Origin of the sequence: Streptomyces sp. NPDC050549, assembly GCF_040655035.1 — a bacterium.
Lineage (GTDB): Bacteria > Actinomycetota > Actinomycetes > Streptomycetales > Streptomycetaceae > Streptomyces.
In genome coordinates this window covers 148,568-168,886 of the sequence record NZ_JBFAJD010000004.1, presented here as the reverse complement: position 1 = coordinate 168,886, position 20,319 = coordinate 148,568, and the positions used below count along the sequence as shown (strand labels likewise).

20 protein-coding genes and 1 pseudogene are annotated in these 20,319 nt (G+C 70.8%); 17 read left to right on the top strand and 4 right to left on the bottom strand.

Annotation, left to right across the window (positions count from 1 at the left end):
• Positions 1–157 precede the first annotated feature (157 nt).
• A complete protein-coding gene (locus AB0I51_RS08720) occupies positions 158–817 on the bottom strand; it encodes a response regulator transcription factor (RefSeq protein ID WP_026179104.1) in 660 nt (219 codons plus the stop codon).
• A 268-nt stretch (positions 818–1,085) separates the two neighbouring features.
• Between AB0I51_RS08720 and AB0I51_RS08715 the strand changes: the two genes are divergently transcribed.
• Together AB0I51_RS08715 and AB0I51_RS08710 are read left to right on the top strand one after the other, a co-directional pair.
• Positions 1,086–1,376 carry an alcohol dehydrogenase catalytic domain-containing protein gene (locus tag AB0I51_RS08715; RefSeq protein ID WP_362972763.1) on the top strand — a complete coding sequence of 97 codons (291 nt, stop codon included), beginning with the start codon at positions 1,086–1,088 and terminating at the stop codon, positions 1,374–1,376.
• Positions 1,345–2,124 (top strand): annotated as a pseudogene (locus AB0I51_RS08710) (zinc-binding dehydrogenase); the annotation flags it as partial. The gene AB0I51_RS08715 and the pseudogene AB0I51_RS08710, both read left to right, overlap by 32 nt.
• Positions 2,125–2,430: 306 nt before the next feature.
• Here AB0I51_RS08710 and AB0I51_RS08705 read toward each other — a convergent pair.
• Together AB0I51_RS08705 and AB0I51_RS08700 are read right to left on the bottom strand one after the other, a co-directional pair.
• Entirely contained in the window at positions 2,431–3,786 is a 1,356-nt protein-coding gene (locus AB0I51_RS08705; RefSeq protein ID WP_362972761.1) for a sensor domain-containing protein, read from the bottom strand.
• A 155-nt stretch (positions 3,787–3,941) separates the two neighbouring features.
• Positions 3,942–5,159 (bottom strand): sensor domain-containing protein, encoded by a 1,218-nt coding sequence (locus AB0I51_RS08700; protein WP_362972759.1) that lies wholly within the window; start codon positions 5,157–5,159, stop codon positions 3,942–3,944.
• 310 nt (positions 5,160–5,469) lie between these two features.
• Here AB0I51_RS08700 and AB0I51_RS08695 point away from each other — a divergent pair, with 310 nt between their 5' ends.
• The 15 genes from AB0I51_RS08695 (at position 5,470) to AB0I51_RS08625 (ending at position 19,641) form a co-directional block, all read left to right on the top strand.
• Positions 5,470–5,865, top strand: a complete 396-nt coding sequence (locus AB0I51_RS08695; protein ID WP_362973127.1) for an NADH-quinone oxidoreductase subunit A — start codon at positions 5,470–5,472, stop codon at positions 5,863–5,865.
• Complete coding sequence (locus AB0I51_RS08690) at positions 5,856–6,515, top strand: NADH-quinone oxidoreductase subunit B family protein (protein WP_362972757.1); 660 nt, start codon at positions 5,856–5,858, stop codon at positions 6,513–6,515. The genes AB0I51_RS08695 and AB0I51_RS08690 overlap by 10 nt, the downstream gene beginning before the upstream one ends.
• The gene (locus tag AB0I51_RS08685; protein WP_362972755.1) at positions 6,512–8,017 is read left to right on the top strand and encodes an NADH-quinone oxidoreductase subunit C; all 1,506 of its coding nucleotides are present in this window, start codon (positions 6,512–6,514) and stop codon (positions 8,015–8,017) included. The genes AB0I51_RS08690 and AB0I51_RS08685 overlap by 4 nt, the downstream gene beginning before the upstream one ends.
• Positions 8,014–8,985 carry a complex I subunit 1 family protein gene (locus tag AB0I51_RS08680; protein WP_362972753.1) on the top strand — a complete coding sequence of 324 codons (972 nt, stop codon included), beginning with the start codon at positions 8,014–8,016 and terminating at the stop codon, positions 8,983–8,985. Before AB0I51_RS08685 ends, AB0I51_RS08680 begins: the two co-directional genes overlap by 4 nt.
• The gene (locus tag AB0I51_RS08675) at positions 8,982–9,674 is read left to right on the top strand and encodes an NADH-quinone oxidoreductase subunit I (protein WP_362972751.1); all 693 of its coding nucleotides are present in this window, start codon (positions 8,982–8,984) and stop codon (positions 9,672–9,674) included. The genes AB0I51_RS08680 and AB0I51_RS08675 overlap by 4 nt, the downstream gene beginning before the upstream one ends.
• On the top strand, positions 9,671–10,390 hold the full coding sequence (locus tag AB0I51_RS08670; RefSeq protein WP_362972749.1) for an NADH-quinone oxidoreductase subunit J: 720 nt from the start codon (positions 9,671–9,673) through the stop codon (positions 10,388–10,390). Before AB0I51_RS08675 ends, AB0I51_RS08670 begins: the two co-directional genes overlap by 4 nt.
• Positions 10,390–10,794 carry an NADH-quinone oxidoreductase subunit NuoK gene (gene nuoK, locus AB0I51_RS08665; protein WP_362972747.1) on the top strand — a complete coding sequence of 135 codons (405 nt, stop codon included), beginning with the start codon at positions 10,390–10,392 and terminating at the stop codon, positions 10,792–10,794. The genes AB0I51_RS08670 and nuoK overlap by 1 nt, the downstream gene beginning before the upstream one ends.
• The gene (locus AB0I51_RS08660) at positions 10,791–12,785 is read left to right on the top strand and encodes an NADH-quinone oxidoreductase subunit L (protein WP_362972745.1); all 1,995 of its coding nucleotides are present in this window, start codon (positions 10,791–10,793) and stop codon (positions 12,783–12,785) included. The genes nuoK and AB0I51_RS08660 overlap by 4 nt, the downstream gene beginning before the upstream one ends.
• 6 nt (positions 12,786–12,791) lie before the next feature.
• Entirely contained in the window at positions 12,792–14,366 is a 1,575-nt protein-coding gene (locus tag AB0I51_RS08655) for an NADH-quinone oxidoreductase subunit M (RefSeq protein ID WP_362972743.1), read from the top strand.
• Positions 14,363–15,886 (top strand): NADH-quinone oxidoreductase subunit N, encoded by a 1,524-nt coding sequence (locus AB0I51_RS08650; protein WP_362972741.1) that lies wholly within the window; start codon positions 14,363–14,365, stop codon positions 15,884–15,886. Before AB0I51_RS08655 ends, AB0I51_RS08650 begins: the two co-directional genes overlap by 4 nt.
• Positions 15,887–16,075: 189 nt before the next feature.
• Positions 16,076–16,939, top strand: a complete 864-nt coding sequence (gene htpX, locus AB0I51_RS08645; RefSeq protein WP_019061147.1) for a zinc metalloprotease HtpX — start codon at positions 16,076–16,078, stop codon at positions 16,937–16,939.
• The gene (locus AB0I51_RS08640) at positions 16,936–17,328 is read left to right on the top strand and encodes a YccF domain-containing protein (RefSeq protein ID WP_362972739.1); all 393 of its coding nucleotides are present in this window, start codon (positions 16,936–16,938) and stop codon (positions 17,326–17,328) included. The genes htpX and AB0I51_RS08640 overlap by 4 nt, the downstream gene beginning before the upstream one ends.
• An 11-nt stretch (positions 17,329–17,339) precedes the next feature.
• Positions 17,340–18,509, top strand: coding sequence for a barstar family protein (locus AB0I51_RS08635; protein WP_362972737.1), 1,170 nt, complete (start codon positions 17,340–17,342; stop codon positions 18,507–18,509).
• Between the two features lie 97 nt (positions 18,510–18,606).
• Positions 18,607–19,173, top strand: coding sequence for an SMI1/KNR4 family protein (locus tag AB0I51_RS08630; protein WP_362972735.1), 567 nt, complete (start codon positions 18,607–18,609; stop codon positions 19,171–19,173).
• 201 nt (positions 19,174–19,374) lie between these two features.
• On the top strand, positions 19,375–19,641 hold the full coding sequence (locus AB0I51_RS08625) for a GlsB/YeaQ/YmgE family stress response membrane protein (RefSeq protein WP_019072336.1): 267 nt from the start codon (positions 19,375–19,377) through the stop codon (positions 19,639–19,641).
• Positions 19,642–19,758: 117 nt separating this feature from the next.
• Here AB0I51_RS08625 and AB0I51_RS08620 read toward each other — a convergent pair whose 3' ends face one another.
• Positions 19,759–20,247: a YajQ family cyclic di-GMP-binding protein gene (locus AB0I51_RS08620; protein WP_019072335.1), complete on the bottom strand. Its 489-nt coding sequence runs from the start codon at positions 20,245–20,247 to the stop codon at positions 19,759–19,761.
• Positions 20,248–20,319: the final 72 nt, after the last annotated feature.

Below are 20,319 nucleotides of genomic sequence, written 5' to 3'. Positions count from 1 at the left end.
CTTGGGCCATTCGCATGTTGGACGCTGTTTTGAGACGGCTCGACAACCTGACTTGTCATGATTTCTCGCCCCCCGACGCTTCCCTTGAAGACGCTCCCCATGCATTGTCCGGTTCTCGGCTCGGCTAACGGCTGATGTCTGACACAGTGTCAGTTTGTCAGGAGTTGAGGTAGGTGAGGACGGCCAGAACACGCCGGTGATCCCCGTCACTCGGCGACAGCCCCAGCTTCAGGAAGATATTGCTGACGTGCTTCTCGACCGCGCCGTCGCTCACCACCAGCTGCCGGGCTATCGCGGAGTTCGTCCGTCCCTCCGCCATCAGCCCCAGCACCTCGCGCTCCCGCGGTGTGAGCCGTACGAGAACGTCCTGCTTGCGGCTGCGCCCCAGCAACTGCGCGACCACCTCCGGGTCCAGCGCCGTGCCCCCCGAGGCCACCCGCACCACCGCGTCGACGAACTCCCGCACCTCGGCCACCCGGTCCTTCAGCAGATAGCCCACGCCATGGGTGGAACCGGCCAGCAGTTCGGTGGCGTAGCGCTCCTCCACGTACTGCGACAGCACCAGCACACCGAGACCGGGATGCGCCTTGCGCAGCTCAACCGCCGCCCGCACGCCCTCGTCGGTGTGCGTCGGCGGCATCCGTACGTCCGCCACCACCACGTCCGGCAGCGCGCCCTGGTCGGCCAGTTCGGTGATCGTCTTGACCAGCGCGTCGCCGTCGCCCACCCCGGCCACCACGTCGTGCCCGCGGTCGGTCAGCAACCGGGTCAGGCCCTCCCTCAGCAGCACCGAGTCCTCGGCGATGACCACCCGCACCCTGTCCTCCACGATGTTCGGCCCCCCATAGCCCGCCCTGCCCGTCCGCGCCCTGTTCGCGTCCGTCCGCACGACAAGTCCAGCATTCCAGTATTCGGACCGCGGTGCGCCCGGGCGAGTGGAATTCGGACCGGGCGCGCCCCGGGAGGGCCGGAATGACGTGCCCCCGGAGGGTCGGAACAGGGACAGGAGATCGCAGGTTTCGGCTTTCCGCACGTCCCGGTCCCGATCACCGGGCGCCGGGCACTCGACATGGAGGGGTGGGCCCGTGCGGGCGAGCGCGTTCGAGGTGATCGGCGGACCGGAGGTACTGCGCCTCGTGGACCTCCCCGACCCCGAGCCGGGCCCAGGCGAGATCCTGATCCGCGTCGCCCACGCCGGCGTCAGCCACGGCGGGATACAGCACCGCCTCGGCGACTTCGGCGAACCCGACGGCGAGACCGTCACGGGCCTGGAGGCGTCCGGCCGGGTGGCGGCCCTGGGAGAGGGCGTGACCGGGGTGTCGGTCGGCGACGCGGTGACGGCGTATCTCCCGGACGGCGGGGGCTACGCGGAGTAACGCGGGGGCCTCGGCCGCCTTCACGTTCCCGGTCCCGGGGACCTCGGCTCTCTCGCTGCCGGGCGACCCGGCCGTCCCGCCGCCGGGCGGCTTCGACGGGCGTACCGGCGATCCCGACCCGCCGCTGGGCGGCTTCGCCCCGGACGCCTCGGCTCTCCCACTCCCGGACGGCTCCGACGGGCGTACCGGCGACTCCGACCCGCGGCCGGGCGACTCCGCTCCGAGTACCGGCGACCCTGGCCTGGTCCCGGACGGTATCGACCGGCTCGCGCACAGCGTCGACCGGCTCGCGGGCAGTATCGACCGGCTCCCGCACAGCGTCGACCGGCTCGCGGGCGGCCTGGACCTGCGTACGGTCGGCGGTGCCGCGCTCGTCCTGACGACGGCCTTCGCCGTACTGGTCGGCGCGGCCCGCATCGCGCCCGGCGACACGGTCCTCGTCCACGCGGCGGCGGGCGGTGTCGGCGGAGCGGCGGCGCAGCTCGCCCGGGCGCTGGGGGCCACCGCGGTCTACGGCACCGTCAGCACCCCGGAGAAGGCGGAGTACGCCCGCCGCTCCTTCGGCTACGACGAGGTCCTCGTCCGCGAGGGCTTCCCCGAGGCCGTCCTCGCGGCCACCTCCGGCCGGGGCGTCGACATCGTCCTCGACCCGGTCTGCGGCCCCACCCGGTCGGCGAGCTTCGAGGTCCTGGCCCCCTTCGGCCGCCTCGCGGTCTACGGCGAAGCGGCCCGCCACCCCGACCTCCAGCTTCCCGTCCTGGCGATCTGGAAGAACAACCGCACCCTCACCAACTACAACATCGGCGACCTCGGCCGCCGCGCCCCGGCGACGGTGTGCGCCCACGCGCTCGGCGCACTGGCACTGGCCGCCTCCGGTGCCGTACGGATCGATGTCACGGAGGAGATACGCGCTGGCGGACGCGGCGGAGGCGCACCGGCTGCTGGGGGAGGGGTGGAACCGGGAGAAGGTGGTGCTGGCGGTGGGCGATCCGGCGTAGACGTGTGCCGTGGGCCCAGGATCTCTCCGGGCCCACGGCACGATCGTGGTCGGCGCTCAGCCCCGCCAGGGCAGTTCTGCCGTGATTCGGGTCGGCCCGCCCGCCGGTGAGTCGACCACCAGGATTCCGTCCACCGCGTCCAGCCGCCCGGCAAGGCCGGCGAGCCCCGAACCGCCGGAGGCGTCCGCGCCGCCCACCCCGTTGTCCACGACCTGCAGCATCAGCCGGTTCTCCACCCGCCACACGTCCACCGCCGCCCAGGTGGCCTTCGCGTGCTTGCTGATGTTCTGCAGCAGCTCGGAGACGGTGAAATAGGCGATGCCCTCGATGGCGGCGGCCGGCCGCGACGGCAGGTCCACGTCCACCTTCACCGGCACCGTGCAGCGCGAGGCGACGGAGGAGAGGGCGGCGTCGAGTCCGCGGTCGGTGAGTACGGCGGGGTGGATCCCGCGGGCCAGGTCCCGCAGCTCCTGCAACGCCGTCTTCACCTCGCCGTGCGCCTCGCCCACCATCCGCGCCGCGGCCTGCGGGTCCTCCGTCAGCTTCTCCTTCGCCAGCCCCAGATCCATGGCCAGCGCCACCAGCCGGGCCTGCGCCCCGTCGTGCAGATCGCGCTCGATCCGCCGCAGATCCGCCGCCGCCGTGTCGACCACGACACCCCGGTCAGACTCCAGCTCCACGACCCGCGTCGCCAGCGTCGACGGCCCGAGCAGCCCGTGCACCAGCAGCCGGTCCACCATCGTCAGCGCCCGCACGATCCACGGCGTGGCCAGCGTGAACAGCAGTCCCACCAGCGCGGTCACGGTGATCTCGAAGGGGTTATCCAGATAGATCTGGTGCTGCCCGTCGCCGTAGAGCTGAAGGCCGCCCTGGCCGCCGTACATCGGGAACAGCCAGAACCACAGCGGGTACGTCAGCAGGGCCCAGCCGTAGGCCCAGAAGTTGAGGGCGACGACGAAGGAGAAGACCGCCCAGGGGAAGTGCAGCACCGCGTACAGGAGATGGCGCCAGGACGTGCCGGATTTGAGGACGGCGCCCATCCAGGCCAGCGGGCCGTTCTTCTTCATCCGCAGCGGCTCGGGGTCGGCGACGTCCAGGTCGAGCAGCCGGCGGGCCCGCGCCCGCTCCAGCGCGCCGAAGCCGCGACAGCCGGCCAGGGCTCCCGCCAGGACCGGTACGCCGAGGAAGGTGACCAGCAGGCCCGCGCCCAGCGCCACCATCGTGATCGCGTAGGTGAAGAGCATGATGCTGATCGGCAGGCTCAGCAGTACGTAGCCGAACTCGCGCCAGCTGCGTGCCTCCAGGGGAGCGCGCAGCGCGGTCGGCAGCCGACGCCGGTGCCGCTCGTCGAGGTCGAGTGTGCCGTGCGGTCCGTACCCCTGTCCGTACCCCTGCCCGTACTCCGTGGCCATCGGCGTAGTCCTGTCCTGTTCGTCCGCCTGCTCGCGCAGTCGGGTGGTTTCCGCAGCCGTGCTGTCGTATCTCCACACTGCTCGGTCGCAGGTCCACGGGCCATGGAGTCCGTCGGCGTCCTCGGAGGGGGGTTTTCCCTACCCCCGGCTCGCCCTCAGCCCCGGCCCGGCTCGGCGGTCCGCTCGCGCCAGGGCAGCTCCGCGGTGACCGTCGTGGGGCCGCCGGGCGGGGAGTTGAGCACGAACAGGCCGTCCACGGCGCCCAGTCGGTCCGCGAGGCCGCGCATGCCGGTACCGCCGTCGAGGCGCGCGCCGCCGCGGCCGTCGTCCCACACCTGGATCAGCAACCGGTCGTCCGCCCGCCACACGTCCACCGACGCGCTACGGGCGCCACTGTGCTTGCTGATGTTCTGCAGCAGCTCGGAGACCGTGAAATAGGCGATGCCCTCGATCGCCGCCGCCGGCCGCGCACCCAGTTCGGCGGTCACCTTCACCGGCACCGTGCAGCGCGAGGCGACGGAGGACAGGGCCGCGTCGAGTCCGCGGTCTGTGAGCACGGCGGGATGGATCCCGCGGGCCAGGTCCCGCAGCTCCTGCAGTGCGAGTTTCACCTCGCCGTGGGCCTCGTCGACCATCGCGGCGACATGCTCGTCCGCCTGGCCTTCGAGTAGCTTCTCCTTGGCCAGGCCGAGCCCCATGGCCAGATTGACCAGCCGGGCCTGTGCCCCGTCGTGCAGATCGCGCTCGATCCGCCGCAGATCCGCCGCCGCCGTGTCGACCACGACACCCCGGTCCGACTCCAACTCGGCGATACGGCGCTCCAGTTCGTCGGAGGGGGAGAGGAGACCGCGCACCATCGCCCGGTCCACGTTCGCCAGACCCCGCGCGATGAACGGCAGCACCGGCCACGCCACGAACAGCGAGACCAGTGTGATCGTGAACGTGACGATGCCCCACGGCAACCGCATCCCGTCGTACAGCACCGTCCGCCAGCCCACCGGGTCCTTCAGCGCCATCCACACCCGCTGCAGCAGCCCGCCCCCCTTGCGCAACGGCAACGGGCTCGGCTCCTCGATCCGCACCCCGAGCAGCCGCCGGGCCCGGCGCCGCTCGAACTTCCCGATCAGCCGCGAGCCCATCAACCCCAGCGCGAGCAGCGGGAACCCGACCACGGTGACGGTCAGCCCACCACTGACGGCCAGCATCGTCACCACATAGACGAAGCCGAACACCGACACCGGCAGATTCGTCAGGAGATGCGCGATCTCCTTCCAGGTATGTCTGTCGTATGCGAAACGGGCCGGCGGCAACGGCTCGTCGAACGTGTCGCCGCCGGAGGCCGCCGGGTCGGCGTAGGGGATGCGTACGGTCATATGGGCCAGCGTGCCGCGTGGCGGGCCCCGGCGCCATGAGGTCCGCCGCCCCGGTTCCCGGGGGAAAACCCCACCATCGCGTCCATCTCGTCATTCCGAGCGGATCTCAAGCCGTGACGGGCTGCTTACCGCCCCTTTAACAGGGCCTAGACTCCCGTGCGTACACATCGTCGAACACAGAGTTCACATGGGTCACTGTGGCATCGGAGCGGGCCTGTAGCGGGCCTGTGGGGAAGAGGAGGGGTCGGACTTGCGGGAGATGGTGCAGGGGACCTTGCCGGGCGGCTTGCCGGAGACCTTGCCGGTGACCTTGCGGGAACCGGCCGTGGTCGTCGCGTCGGACTACTTCCGGTCCTACTCCGTCGTGGGGCTGCTCACCGTCGTCGGCGTGCTCTTCGTCGCCGTGGCCTTCGGCGCCGGCCGCCTGCTGCGCCCGGTCGTCCCCACCCCCGAGAAACTCCTCACCTACGAGTGCGGCGTCGACCCCGTCGGCGAGGGCTGGGCCCACACCCAAGTCCGCTACTACGTCTACGCGTTCCTCTACGTCATCTTCGCCGTCGACTCGATCTTCCTCTTCCCCTGGGCCACGGTCTTCGCCGCCCCGGGCTACGGCGCGACCACCCTCGTCGAGATGTTCGTCTTCCTCGGCTTCCTCACCGTGGGCCTGCTGTACGCATACAAGAAGGGCGTCCTGACATGGACGTGACCCCCGAGCCCGTACTGCTCCCGGAGCCGAAACGGCTGGGCACCCTCGCCCGCCTCGCCCCCGAGCCGATGAAGGTCGTCCTCAACTGGGGCCGCCGCTACTCCCTCTGGGTCTTCAACTTCGGCCTCGCCTGCTGCGCCATCGAGTTCATCGCCGCGTCCATGGCCCGCCACGACTTCATCCGCCTCGGCGTGATCCCCTTCGCCCCCGGTCCGCGCCAGGCCGACCTGATGGTCGTCTCCGGCACGGTCACGGACAAGATGGCCCCCGCCGTGAAACGCCTCTACGAGCAGATGCCCGAGCCCAAGTACGTCATCTCCTTCGGCGCGTGCTCCAACTGCGGCGGCCCCTACTGGGACTCCTACTCCGTCACCAAGGGCGTCGACCAGATCATCCCGGTCGACGTCTACGTCCCCGGCTGCCCGCCCCGCCCCGAAGCCCTCCTCCAGGGCATCCTCAAACTCCAGGAGAAGATCGCCCGGGAGTCGCTGGGGGAGCGGTACGGGTACGGGACGGCGGGGGCGCGCCCTTCGACGGCGGCACTGCAGAGTGGGTTGGTTGCGGCGCCGACGCCGTCACCGGTGCCCGGCGGGAGTTCGACCGCGGCCGAGGGGCCTTCCTCCGACTCCGGCTCGGGGGACGCCCGATGACCGCCGTCGGCTGGCTGCCCGGGCCGACCGAGGAACTCTTCGGTACGGAGGCCACGGCCGAGGAGTCCTACGAACTCCTCACGGTCGACGTACCGCCCACCACCTGGCTCGCCGCCCTGCGCACCACCCGCGACGACCTGGGCTGCACCTACTTCGACTGGCTGAGCGCGGTCGACGAACCCGGCACCGGCTTCCGCGTCTCGGCCCACGTCGTGGCGCTGTCACCGGTACGCCGACTCCTCGTCCGTACGACGGTTCCGCACGAGGCTCCGGTACTCCCCACCGCCGTGGACGTCTACGCGGGCGCCGCGTGGCACGAACGCGAGACCCACGAGATGTTCGGCGTCGACTTCGAGGGCCACCCGGCACTGGACCACCTCCTCCTCCCGGAAACCTTCGAAGGCCACCCCCTCCGCAAGGACTTCGTCCTGGCGGCCCGCGTGGCGAAGGCCTGGCCCGGCGCCAAGGAACCGGGCGAGTCCGATCACGGCGGCCCCAAACGGCGCCAGATGCTCCCGCCGGGCGTCCCCGACCCGAACGAATGGGGCCCTCTGAAGGGCCAACTCCCACCGGTCCCCGCCCGCCCCGCCCGAGGCGCTGCCCGAGCGGCAGGCGACCGCCCGGTGCGAGGAGAGGGCGGGGCAGCCGACCGCCCAGCGCGTGCGGCCGCGGGCGAGCGTCCGGCCCGCGCGGCGGGCGACCGGCCGGTCCGGCGCGCCCGTACGGCAGCGGAGGGCTCGGCGAGCCAGACGACACCGGGCGGGAGTGAAGTACCACAGACCGAGCGGGCGACACCGGCGCCAGCGCCGGCGCCAGAGGGCGCGGTGCCGTCGGCCGAGGGCGGCCCTGCGGTGCCGTCGACCGGGCCGCGCCGGGCGCGGAGCGCGAGCGAGGGTTCGGCGAGCCAGATCCGTGAGACGGGGACTGGGGCCGAGACAGGTACTGGGACTGGGACTGGGACCGAAGTTGGGGCCAAGGCCGGGGAACAGGCCTCGGAAACCCCGGCCACACCGCGCCGCGCCCGTAGCGCCTCGGAAGGCTCGGCCAGTCAACAGCCGATGGGCACGGCAACCCCCCGACGGTCACGCAGCGCGAGCGACGGCTCAGCTTCCCAACAGGGCCCGGCACCGGTACCGCCACGGGAGGACACCCCCGCCCAGCCCCCCACCGCACCCCGCAGCCCGGACGCACCGTGGCACCACGCCCGGCCGGCCTTCGACGAGCAGGCATCCGAGCGGGCAGCCGAGTCGGAGGCGAAGCCGCAGCCGCAGCCGGTGTCCGAGCCGGACTCCACGACGAGGCCCTCCGGCGGACCATCACCCGAAGCCGAAGCCGAAGCCGAAGCCGAAGCCGAAGCCGAAGCCGAAGCCGAAGCCGAAGCCGAAGCCGAAGCCGAAGCCGAAGCCGAAGCCGAAGCCGACTCGGCCGCAGCCGATGCAACCCCTGAAGGCCAAGCCCCCGAAGACCCGACCCCCGACACCCCCGCAGGAGGCCCGCAGTGAACGACGCGCTCGACGTCGCCCTGCGACTCCTGATCGTCTTCGTCGTCTTCCTCACCTTCCCCCTCATCGTTGGTCAGACCGAGCACAAGGTGATGGCCCACATGCAGGGCCGCCTCGGCCCGATGTACGCCGGCGGCTTCCACGGCTGGGCCCAACTCGTCGCGGACGGCGTGAAGTTCGCCCAGAAGGAAGACATCGTCCCGGCGGGCGCGGATCGCCGCATCTTCCAACTCGCCCCCGCCGTCGCCCTCCTCCCGTACCTGCTCGTCCTCCTCGCCATCCCCGTCGGCCCCGGCGAGGGCGCCGTCGGCCAGGTCCTGGACGCGGGCATCTTCTTCGTCCTCGCGGTGATGGGCGTGGGAGTCCTCGGCTCCCTCATGGCCGGCTGGGCCTCCGCCAACAAGTTCTCCCTCCTCGGCGGCCTCCGCACCGCCGCACAGCTCCTCGCCTACGAACTCCCCATGCTGCTCACCGCCGCCTCTGTGGCGATGGCAGCCGGCACGGTCTCCCTCCCCGGCATCCTCGACGCCTTCCACTGGTGGTGGCTGCCCTGGCAGATCGTCGGCGCGATCGTGTTCTTCGTGGCGGGCCTGGCCGAACTCCAGCGGCCCCCCTTCGACATGCCCGTCGCCGACTCCGAGATCATCTTCGGCGCCTACACCGAGTACACCGGTCTCCGCTTCGCCCTCTTCCTCCTCGCCGAATACGCCGGAATCGTCGTCCTGTGCGGCCTGACCACCGTCCTCTTCCTGGGCGGCTGGCACGGCCCGTGGGGAGCGGACGGTCTCGGCTGGGTGTGGACCCTGCTGAAGACCGCGCTGCTCGCCTTCGTCGTCATCTGGCTCCGCGTCACCTATCCCCGACTGCGCGAGGACCAGCTCCAGAAGCTCTCCTGGACCCTCCTCGTCCCCCTCTCCCTCGCTCAGATCGCCCTCACCGGCATCGTGAAGGTGGTGTTCCTCCAGTGACCCCGTTTCCCGGCTCCGGCCTGGCCAAGGGCCTGGCCGTGACCCTCCGCACGATGACGAAGAAGACCGTCACCGAGCAGTACCCGGACACCCAGCCCGACCTCCCGCCCCGCACCCGCGGAGTCATCGGCCTGTTCGAGGAGAACTGCACGGTCTGCATGCTCTGCGCCCGCGAGTGCCCCGACTGGTGCATCTACATCGACTCCCACAAGGAGACGGTCCCGGCGGCGGCCCCCGGTGGCCGCGAGCGCAGCCGTAACGTCCTCGACCGCTTCGCCATCGACTTCTCCCTGTGCATGTACTGCGGTATCTGCATCGAGGTCTGTCCTTTCGACGCCCTGTTCTGGTCCCCGGAGTTCGAGTACGCCGAGACCGACATCCACGAACTCACCCACGAACGCGACAAGCTCCGCGAGTGGATGTGGACCGTCCCGGCCCCACCCGCCCTCGACCCCGGTGCGGAAGAGCCCAAGGAGATCGCCGCGGCCCGCAAGACCGCGGAGAAGCTGGCCGCGACTCAGGCTGCCGCGGAGGCCGCGGAGGCCGCGGAGGCCGCGGAGGCAGCCCAGGCCGCAGAGGTCACCGACGCCGCGGAGGTCACCGGGGTCGCGCAGACCGCACCCGAGCCCGCCGAGCCCGGCCACGTCGAGTCGACCTCGCCCACCGACCCGCCGGAGGGACAGCCGTGACCCTCGCCGCCACTGCCACCGCAACCCTCGCCGCCACCCACACCCACGGCTTCCTCTCCCCGACAGGCGTGGAGATCGCCTTCCTCCTCGTCGGCCTGGTCACCTTCGGCGCCGCCCTCGTCACCGTCACCACCAAGCAGCTGGTGCACGCCGCCCTGTGGCTCGTGGTGGCCCTCGGGGGCATCGCCGTCGAATACCTCCTGCTCACCGCCGAGTTCATCGCCTGGGTGCAGGTCCTCATCTATGTCGGTTCCGTCGTCGTCCTCCTTCTCTTCGGTCTGATGCTCACCAAGGCACCCATCGGCCGCTCCCCGGACGCGGACTCCGGCAACCGCTGGGTCGCCCTCGCCGTGGCCGTCGCCGCCGCGGCGGCCCTGGTGTGGGTCGTCGTCGACGCCTTCCGCGCGACCTGGACGGACCTGGACGGTCCGGCAGCCGGCTCCACCGCGGTGACCGGCGCGAGCCTGTTCCAGAACTGGGTCCTCCCCTTCGAGGCCCTCTCCGTCCTTCTCCTCGCGGCTCTGGTCGGCGCGATCGTCCTGTCCCGCAAGTCGAAGGCGGAGTCGAGCTCTCCCCCTGTGAACTCCCGGCCCGCGACCGGTAGTTCCCCATCCATCCCGGATTCCCGTAATCACACGATCGGGCGAAAAAGCACGGTTGAGGGCAACGGTCCCGTCGGCCCGAAGAACCCGGCCGAGCAGGAAGGAGCCCGCTGATGCACCTCGTCTATCCCGCCGTGCTCGCCGCCCTCCTCTTCTGCACGGGCCTCTACGGCGTCCTCGCCCGCCGCAACGCGATCCTCGTCCTGATGTCGGTCGAGCTGATGCTCAACGCCGTCAACCTGAACCTGGTCGCCTTCGACGTCTGGCTCAGCCGGACCGCCGAGGACAAGCTCCACTCCGGCCAGGCCCTGACGCTGTTCACCATCGCCATCGCCGCCGCCGAGATCGGTATCGGCCTGGCGATCGTCCTCGCCGTCCACCGAGCCCGCGGCACCTCGGACATCGACAAGCTCCGCGACACCGCCGAGGGTCACGAAACCGACGGCCCCGGCAGCGACTCCGCCGGCGGCGACGGCACCGAGCCCCCCGCGGCCGAGAAGGCTGAGGCCACCGCGTGACCACGACCACCCTCGCCGTTCTCGTCCCCCTCCTTCCGTTCCTGGGCGCCGCGGCCGGCCTGCTCCTGGGCCGCACCGCCCCCGGCTTCGTCCGCCCGCTCGCCGTCCTGCCGACGCTCGCCGCGCTCGCGCTGGCCGCGATCGTCGCCGTACGCCAGGGCGGCGACGCGGCCATCGACTCCGCCACAGAACTCACGCCCACCGGCTCGGTCCCGGTCGAACTCGCCCTGCACATCGACGGCTTCGCCGCCCTTGTCGCCGTCCTGGTCGGTTTCGTCGCCACCTGTGTGCAGATCTACTCGACGGGCTACCTGCGCGACGACCCGCGCTACCCCTCGTACGCCGCGCTCGTCTCCCTCTTCACGTCCGCGATGCTCCTCGTCGTCTACTCCGGCGACCTGATCGTGCTGCTGGTCGGCTGGGAAGTCATGGGCATCTGCTCCTACTTCCTGGTCGGCCACTACTGGGAGACCCCGGAGGCCCGCGCCGCCTCCATGAAGGCCTTCCTCGTCACCAAGCTCGGCGATGTCCCCTTCCTGATCGGCCTGTTCGCGCTCGCCACCGACGCCGGGACCTTCCGCATCACCGAGGTCCTCGGCACCGTCGCGAGCGGCGGGCTGCACCACCCGACGCTGATCGCGCTGCTGCTCCTGGCGGGCGTGGCGGGCAAGTCGGCGCAGTTCCCGCTGCACACCTGGCTCCCCGACGCGATGGCGGGCCCGACCCCCGTCTCCGCGCTGATCCACGCCGCGACGATGGTCGCCGCCGGTGTCTACTTCGTCGCCCGTCTCCTCCCGGTCTTCGAGGCCTCCTCGGCCGCGATGGTCGTCCTCGCCGTCATGGCCGCCGTGACGATGGCCGGCTCGGGCCTCGCCGCGCTCGCCCAGGACGACATCAAACGCGTCCTCGCCTACTCGACGATCGGCCAACTCGGCTACATGACCGGCGCCCTCGCCGTCGGCGACCGCGGTGCCGCCGTCTTCCACCTCCTGTCCCACGGCGCCTTCAAGGCGCTGCTCTTCCTCGCAGCCGGCGTGATCATCCACGCCTCCGGCACCAACTCGCTGGCCGCCATGTCCCGCATGGGCAACCTGCGAGCCCGCGTCCCCGACGCCTTCTGGACGATGACCGTGGCGCTCCTCGCGCTCGCCGCGATCCCGCCGTTCAGCGGCTTCTTCTCCAAGGAGTCCGTCCTCGGCGCCGCCGAACACGCTGCCACCGAGCACACCTCGCACATCCCCGGCGCCGCGGGCTGGATCGTCCTCGTCGCCGGCCTGCTCACGGCCCTGCTCACCGCGGCGTACGCGGCGCGCCTGTGGCTGCTCGCCTTCCACGGCAAGGGAGTCGAGGCCCCTGACCACGGCAGGCAGCCCGTGGCGATGAACGCCGTGCTGTGGGTGCTCGCCGTGCCGTCCCTCGCGCTCGGCGGGCTCGCCTACCGGGTGCTGCCCGGCTGGTTCGACGGCCGCGATCTCACCCCGACGCTCACCACATCCGTCCTCGGTACGGGGTTCGCGCTCGTCGGCGGCATCGTCACCTACGGCGCCTGGCGGCACACCACCGCACTCGCGGTCGGCGCACCGATGGGTGCGGTCGCGGCCCACCCGGAGGGCGACGCGGCACTGGTCGAGGCGGAGGCCATCGCGAGCCACACACCCGCCTACGGAGACGTGGCCTCGGCAACCGATCCGGCGGACCCCGGCCGTCTGCTGCTCGGCCCGCTGCACCGCCACGCGGTCTCCGGCTTCCACCTGGACGCCGCCTACGGGGCGTTGTTCGTCCGCCCCGTGCTCGCGGCGGCCAGTCTCGTCCGGTTCCTGGACCGCGAGGTCGTCGACACCTACGTACGTGGCGCGGGCACCCTGCCCCGCCTCCTAGGAGCCGCCGTACGGCGCGCTCAGACCGGCAATCTGCAGACCTATGTGAGCGCGCTGCTCGCCGGCACCGTCGTCCTGACGGTCGCCGTCCTCCTCGTCGCCACGGGAGCGTGAGCAGGCGTGATCGATATCAACGAGTCCGTGATGCAGGTCCTTCTGGCGTTCGTCGTCGTCGGACCGCTCCTCGGCGCCGTCGCCGCCCTCCTGCCGGCCCCGCCCGGGCTGAAGGGGAAGTCACCCGAGCAGGCCGTGCTGCGGCACGGCGTCACCGTGACCGGCGTGATCCTCGTCGCCGCGATCGTCCTCGCGCTCGGCTTCGACCACGACCACCCGTCGAAGATGCAGGCCACGACCGACATCAGCTGGATCCCCGCACTCGACGTGCGCATCCACCTCGGCATCGACGGCATCTCCCTCCCCCTCCTCGTCCTGACCGCGCTGCTGACCTTCCTCTGCGCGCTCTACTCCTACTTCAAGATGCCGTCGGGCCCGTCCCCGAAGGCGTTCGTCGCCCTGCTGCTCGTCCTGGAGTCCGGCACCCTCGCCACCTTCGCCGTCCTCGACCTGATCCTCTTCTTCCTCGCCTTCGAGACCGTCCTCATCCCGATGTACTTCCTCATCGCCCGCTGGGGCGGTGCCCAACGGACCCAGGCCGCCTGGAAGTTCATCCTCTTCACGCTGCTCGGTTCCGTCGTCATGTTGCTCGGCCTGCTCCTGATCGGAATCAAGGCGGGCACATTCGACATGGTGGCACTCGCCACTGACAACGGCCGGTTGCTGACCACATCCGTGCAGGTCATCGCCGTTCTCGCGGTCGGGATCGGGCTCGCGGTCAAGACGCCGATGTGGCCGCTGCACAGCTGGTTGCCCGACGCCCACACCGCCGCCCCGACCGTCGGCTCGGTCCTGCTGGCCGGCGTGCTGCTGAAGATGGGCACGTACGGGTTCGTCCGCATCCTGCTGCCGATCGCCCCCGACGGCATGCACACCTTCGCGCCCTACCTCGCCGCCTTCGCCGTCGTCGGGATCATCTACGGCTCCCTGGCCTGCCTCGCCCTCGCGAAACAGGGAGCGAAGGGCGACCTCAAGCGCCTCATCGCCTACTCCTCCGTCGGCCACATGGGCTTCGTCCTGCTCGGCATCTCGACGATGACCCCCACCGGCGTGAACGGCGCGCTGTTCGCCAACATCGCCCACGGCCTCATCACCGGGCTCCTGTTCTTCCTCGTCGGCGCCCTCAAGGACCGCACGGGCACCACCGACCTGGACACCCTGGCCGAGGAGACCGGCGCGGCCCTCTACGGCAAGGCACCACGCCTCGGCGGCCTGCTCGCGTTCGCCGCGGTCGCCTCGCTCGGACTCCCCGGACTCGCCGGATTCTGGGGCGAGATGCTGGCCCTGTTCGGCGCGTTCAAGCCCGCCGCCGACCTCAGCCGCCCCGCGTTCCTCACCTTCATGGCCATCGCCGCCTTCGGCACCCTGCTGACCGCCGCCTACATGCTCGCAGTGGTCCGTCGCGTCTGCATGGGCGCCGTGGCGCAGGAGGCGCCGAAACTCGCCGACGTCCACACGTACGAGTTCGCGGCCTGGACCCCGCTCGTCGCCCTCACCGTGGCCACCGGCCTGTGGCCGAAGGCACTCCTCGGCCTGACCGACCCGGCCGTGCAGCAGCTCCTCGCAGGAGGCACCCGATGAGCTCCCTGGCCCAGCCCCTCGCGGAGCCGGTGGTCCAGTCCGTCGACTGGCTCGCGATCGCACCGCCCACCGTCACTGCGGTCGTCGGACTGGCGGTCCTGGTAGCCGACTTGTTCCTCCAGGACGCCAAGAAGGCGCTCCTGGGCTGGGTGTCGGTCGCGGGCCTCGCCGCCTCCGCGCTCATGCTGCTGCCCCTCCTGGACGGCGACCGCACTGCCTTCTGCCTCACCGGCGATGCGAACGCCTGCAGCTACACGGCGGACCGCTTCACCCTGGTCATCCAGTTCCTGGTCCTCGGCGGCGCCCTCCTCGCGGCCCTGCTGTCGATCACCACCCTGAAGGACGCCGACAAGGGACTCCCCGAAGGGGAGTACTGGTTCCTGCTCCTGTCCTCCGCCGCGGGCGCCGCCCTCCTGCCCGCCTCCCGCGACCTCGCGACCCTGATCGTCGCCCTGGAGGTCGCCTCCCTGCCGGCCTTCGCCCTCGTCGGCATCCGGCACGGCGACAAGAAGTCCGCCGAGGCAGCCCTCAAGTTCTTCCTGTCCTCGGTCACCGCGACCGCGGTCAGCCTGATGGGCGTCAGCTTCGTCTACGCCACCACGGGCACCCTGTACCTCACCGAGATCGCCGACCGCATCCAGCACGTGGACGGCCAGTTCCACACCCTCGCCCAGACCGGCGTCGTCCTCACCCTCATCGGCTTCGCCTTCAAGACGGCCGCCGTCCCCTTCCACTTCTGGGTACCCGACACCTACGTAGGAGCGCCCCTCCCGATCGCCGCCTACTTGTCGGTCGTCGGCAAGGCGGTCGGCTTCTCCGGCCTGATCCTCGTCACCGTCGTCGCCTTCCCGTCGTACGCCGACGTGTGGGGCCCCGCGCTCGCCGCGCTGGCCGCCCTGACCATGACGGTCGGCAACCTGGGCGCCCTGCGCCAACAGGCCACGCGCGCGTACAGCGCGGTACGGCTGCTCGCCTGGTCCTCCGTCGGACAGGCCGGCTACCTCCTGGTGCCGATCGCCGCCGCCGCTTACTCCAAGGACGCCCAGAAGTCGATCGGCTCCACCGTCGCCTACGCCCTCATGTACGCGGCCGTGAACCTCGGCGCCTTCGCGGTGGCCGCACTGGTGGGCCGTAGCAGAGCTCTGAACCGCATCAGCGACTACCGCGGCCTGTACGTGTCGAACCCGCTCGCAGCCCTGCTCCTGGCCTTCTTCCTGCTCTGCCTGGCCGGACTGCCGCCTGGTGTCATCGGGCTCTTCGCCAAGGTCACCGTCTTCTCGGCGGCCGTCGACGCGGGCCTGGGCTGGCTCGCAGTGGTCATGGCCGTCAACGTGGTGATCGCGCTCTTCTACTACCTCCAGTGGACGGCCCTGCTGTTCCGCGCACCCGAGGGGGAGCACGAAAAGCACCGCGTCCCCGCCCCCCTCACCGCCGCCCTCGCGCTCACCGGCGCCCTCGGAATCGCCCTCTCCGGAGCACCCCAACTGGTCCTGCGCTTCGCCGACACCGGACTCTTCTGAGCCACCGGCACATACCACCGTCCTCACCCGGACGGCCCACGCCCGGCGCCGTACGCACAAGGGAACTAGTGGCCCTCGCCTGGCGTTGACCAGTGCGGAAGGGTCCACTGGACGTGGCACCACGACACCAGTGGCATCAGAGATCAGCAAGCAAAGGGTTCCCCTGCTGCACGATTTGGAGGGCGTACCGTGCACCGCCGGCACAACGGGCTCAGGACCGCAGTTCTCCTCGGGGGACTGTCCGCACTCATCATCGTCATCGGCAGCTTCTTCGGCCGCATGGGGCTCGTCGTAGCGGTCGTGATCGCGCTGGGCACGAACGCGTACGCGTACTGGAACAGCGACAAACTGGCGCTACGCGCGATGCGCGCGCGACCGGTGAGCGAGTTCGAGGCCCCGGCCCTGTACCGGATGGTCCGTGACCTCTCCACCCAGGCCCGCCAGCCCATGCCACGCCTGTACATCTCGCCCACGGAGGCCCCCAACGCCTTCGCGACGGGCCGCAACCCGCGCAACGCCGCGGTGTGCTGCACGGAAGGCATCCTGCGCATCCTGGACGAGCGCGAGCTGCGCGGAGTCATCGGCCACGAACTGAGCCATGTCTACAACCGCGACATCCTGATCTCGTCGGTCGCCGGCGCCCTCGCCTCGGTGATCATGTTCCTGGTCAACTTCGCCTGGCTGATCCCGATCGGCCGCTCGAACGACGACGACGGCCCCGGCATCCTGGGCATGTTGATGATCATGATCCTGGGGCCCCTCGCGGCCAGCCTCATCCAGCTGGCCATCAGCCGCTCCAGGGAGTACGAGGCCGACGCGTCCGGCGCGCAACTGACCGGGGATCCCCTCGCCCTCGCGAGCGCCCTGCGCAAGCTGGACGCGGGCACCAAACAGCTTCCACTGCCCCCGGAGCCCCGCATCGAGACCGCGAGCCACATGATGATCGCGAACCCCTTCCGCCCGGGCCAGGGACTCTCCAAGATGTTCTCGACACACCCGCCGATGGCGGAGCGCATCGCCCGGCTCGAGAAGATGGCAGGTCGCCCTCAGTGAAAACCATCCTGAACGTCATTTGGCTCGTCCTGAGCGGCTTCTGGCTGTTCCTCGGGTACTTGTTGGCCGGCGCGCTGTTGTGCATCACCATCATCGGGATCCCGTTCGGCATCGCCGCCTTCCGTATCGGCGTCTACGCCCTGTGGCCCTTCGGGTACACCACGGTCGAGCGCCGTGACGCGGGCGCGCCGTCCTGCGTCGGCAACGTCCTGTGGCTGATCCTCGCGGGCTGGTGGCTTGCCCTCGCGCACATCGTCACCGGCATCGCCATGTGCATCACGATCATCGGCATCCCGTTCGGCATCGCCAACTTCAAGCTGATCCCGATCTCGCTGTTCCCCCTGGGCCGCGAAATCGTGCCCACGGACCAGCCGTTCGCCACCCGCTGACGGGAGCGACCGTGGTGGGGGCGCCCAAGTACGTCCTGCTGTCGTACGACGAAGGCACCGAGTCCGCCGACGAGCACGGTTACGAGCAGACCTGGGCACTGTGCCAGGACGCCGACGACCTCTTCGCCGACCCGCCCCCACCCATCAGGGAGACGTACGAACTGCTCGGCTGCGCGCCCGAGGGCGAACTCGCCGCGGCCGTGGCACGCGCGCGTGCCGACGGTTCGGCGCCGCTCGGCCTGCTTACCCTGGAGATCCTCGACAAGACCGGCACCGGCGCGGGAACGGAGAGGGAGTGGTGGCTGGAGGACGTACGCGTCGTCGGCGACCGGCCCTGCGCGCGTGACCTGTCCCTGAGGGACGTCACCGTCGAGGGGCGACCCTCCGACGACAACCCCTACGACTACCCGCACTGCCCGCCCCTCTCCCCGGGCTACCGGCTGCTGGGCCCGGACAGTGAACCCTGGGGCGGCTGCCGGGACTTGGCCCACCCTCAGGAGGACCGGCCCGAACCGCTGGACCTTCCCGTGCGCCTGCTGGGCTGTTCTCCGCGTGGCGCGCTGCGGGCGGCCATGGACAGCGGGGACGAGGACCTCGGCCACGCCAAGGTGCTGCGCATCGACTCCTCGGGCCGGCCCCTGCAGCCCGCGACCGAGGGCGAGTTGCGGGCCTGGATCCCCTCCGCGCGCGGCCCGGGCCTGGTCGACCTCACCCTCGACCCCTGGGCGGAACGGCCGCCGCTCGCGGCCCGGGCGGTGTGGGACCTGTGGGGCGAGGGGCGCCCCTCCGAGCCCGGCCGCTGGGCAGGTTGCGATCCCGACGGCCGCCGGTTCTGGCTCGACACCGCGCTGGCCAACCATCCGCACGGCGCCCCGGACCGGCCGCCGGGCACCACCTACCACCTCGACGGCAGGCACATCACCGACCCGGAGGGCTTCTTCTGCGCCCTCGGCGAGGCGGTGAACGGCCCCGGCGGATACTTCGGTTGGGGCGTCGACGCCCTGGACGACTGCCTGTGCGGTCGCTGGGGAGCCGCCCCGCACTTCACCCTCGTCTGGCACGACGCGACCGTGGCCCGCACCTGTCTCGGCCTCACCCCCTGCACCGGCCCACGCCCACCGACGTTCGAGGAACTGCTCGCCCTCCTCGCCGAAAGGCACGTCGCCGTCCGCCTGGCGTGACCGTTCGTCACCGGACCCCCGGTGAGCTGGTTTTCCACAACCACCGGGTTGTCCACAGGCCGGCCCGATTGTCAGTGGCGCGCTGCACTATGAAGCCATGACCGAGAACGAGCAGCGACTGCTGAGCCGGGTGGCCGCCGAGGCACGCAACACCCTCCCGTGGGGCTGGACTTCGCTCCCCGCCCCGGTGGACGAGGCCACGGTGACCCGTGCCGAGGCCGTCCTCGGCTTCAACCTGCCCCCACTGCTCGCGGCGCTCTACTCGCGCATAGGGGACGGTGGATTCGGCCCGGAGTACGGCCTGTTGCCCCTGCTCGACAGCCCGCCCGCCGGCGAGCCCGCCGCCGTCACGCAGTACCTCGCCAACCGCGAGAGCGGACGCAAGGACCCCGACTGGCCCTGGCCCGAGGGCGTCCTGCCGATTTCCCACTGGGGCTGCGCGATGTACGCGTGCGTGGACTGCCGCACCCCGCAGGCCACCGTGCTGCTCTACGAGCCGAACGCGGACGAGGCGGACCACGCGTGGTACGTGGACGCGCCCAGCCTCGCCGACTGGCTCCAGGGCTGGCTCGACGGCACGGGCTGGTACGTCGACGCCAACATCGGCATCGAGCCCGAGCCGTGGGCCGACTTCCGCATACGCACGACGACGCAGGCATCCTGACCGATTCCCGCGACCGGCGACCGTCACGGCACCTCCGCGCCGATGCCTGCAACCACCACACGCATCCGTGACGTCCTGTTCACCGACACGGCGCAACATGCAGCGACAGGCCGTGCGCAGGACCTATGAACACAGCCTGTCCGGGCGGAATTCACAGCTCGGGATCAGCGCAAGCACAGTGTGGAAGGGCAGGTTCACGGCATGGGCATCATCAGCTGGATCATCCTGGGACTGTTGGCCGGAGCCATCGCCAAATTCCTGCTGCCGGGCCGGGACCCGGGCGGCTTCATCGGGACGACCGTCATCGGCATCGCCGGCGCGTTCCTCGGCGGCTGGATATCGGCCCGCTGGCTGGACCACCCGGTCGCCAAGAACTTCTACGACGGCGCCACCTGGGCCTCGGCGATCGGCGGCGCCCTCGTCCTCCTGATCGCCTACCGCATCTTCTTCGGCAACTCGCGCAACTAGGGCCTGTCCCAGCGCGCCCCTGTGCCGCAGCCAGCAGGCGAGAAGGGTGGGTGCCGACGGGCACCCACCCTTCCTCGTACTGCGTACCGCTGCGCGCCGGGCGCGCGAGGCTTGGTTCTACCGGTAGTTGACGAACTGCAGCGCGAAGTCGAAGTCCTTGCCCTTGAGCAGGGCCTGCACGGCCTGCAGGTCGTCGCGGCTCTTCGAGCTGACTCGCAGTTCGTCACCCTGCACCTGGGCCTTCACGCCCTTGGGGCCCTCGTCGCGAATGATCTTCGCCACTTTCTTCGCGTTGTCCTGGGAGATGCCCTCCTCGATGGACGCGAAGATCTTGTACTCCTTGCCGGAGAGCTGAGGCTCACCGGCGTCCAGCGCCTTCAGCGAGATGCCGCGCTTGACCAGCTTGGACTGGAAGACGTCGAGCACCGCCTTGACCCGCTCCTCGGAGTTCGCCTCCATGAGGATCTTCTCGGCGGACCACGAGATCGAGGCACCCACGCCCTTGAAGTCGTAGCGCTGCGAGATCTCCTTGGCGGCCTGGTTGAGGGCGTTGTCGACCTCCTGCCGCTCGACCTTCGAGACGATGTCGAAACTGGAGTCGGCCATGTCCTGTGGCTCCTTGTATCGGGGTGCGTATCGATGCGTGTCACTGCGTATCGGCGCGCGTGGGGGCAGCCG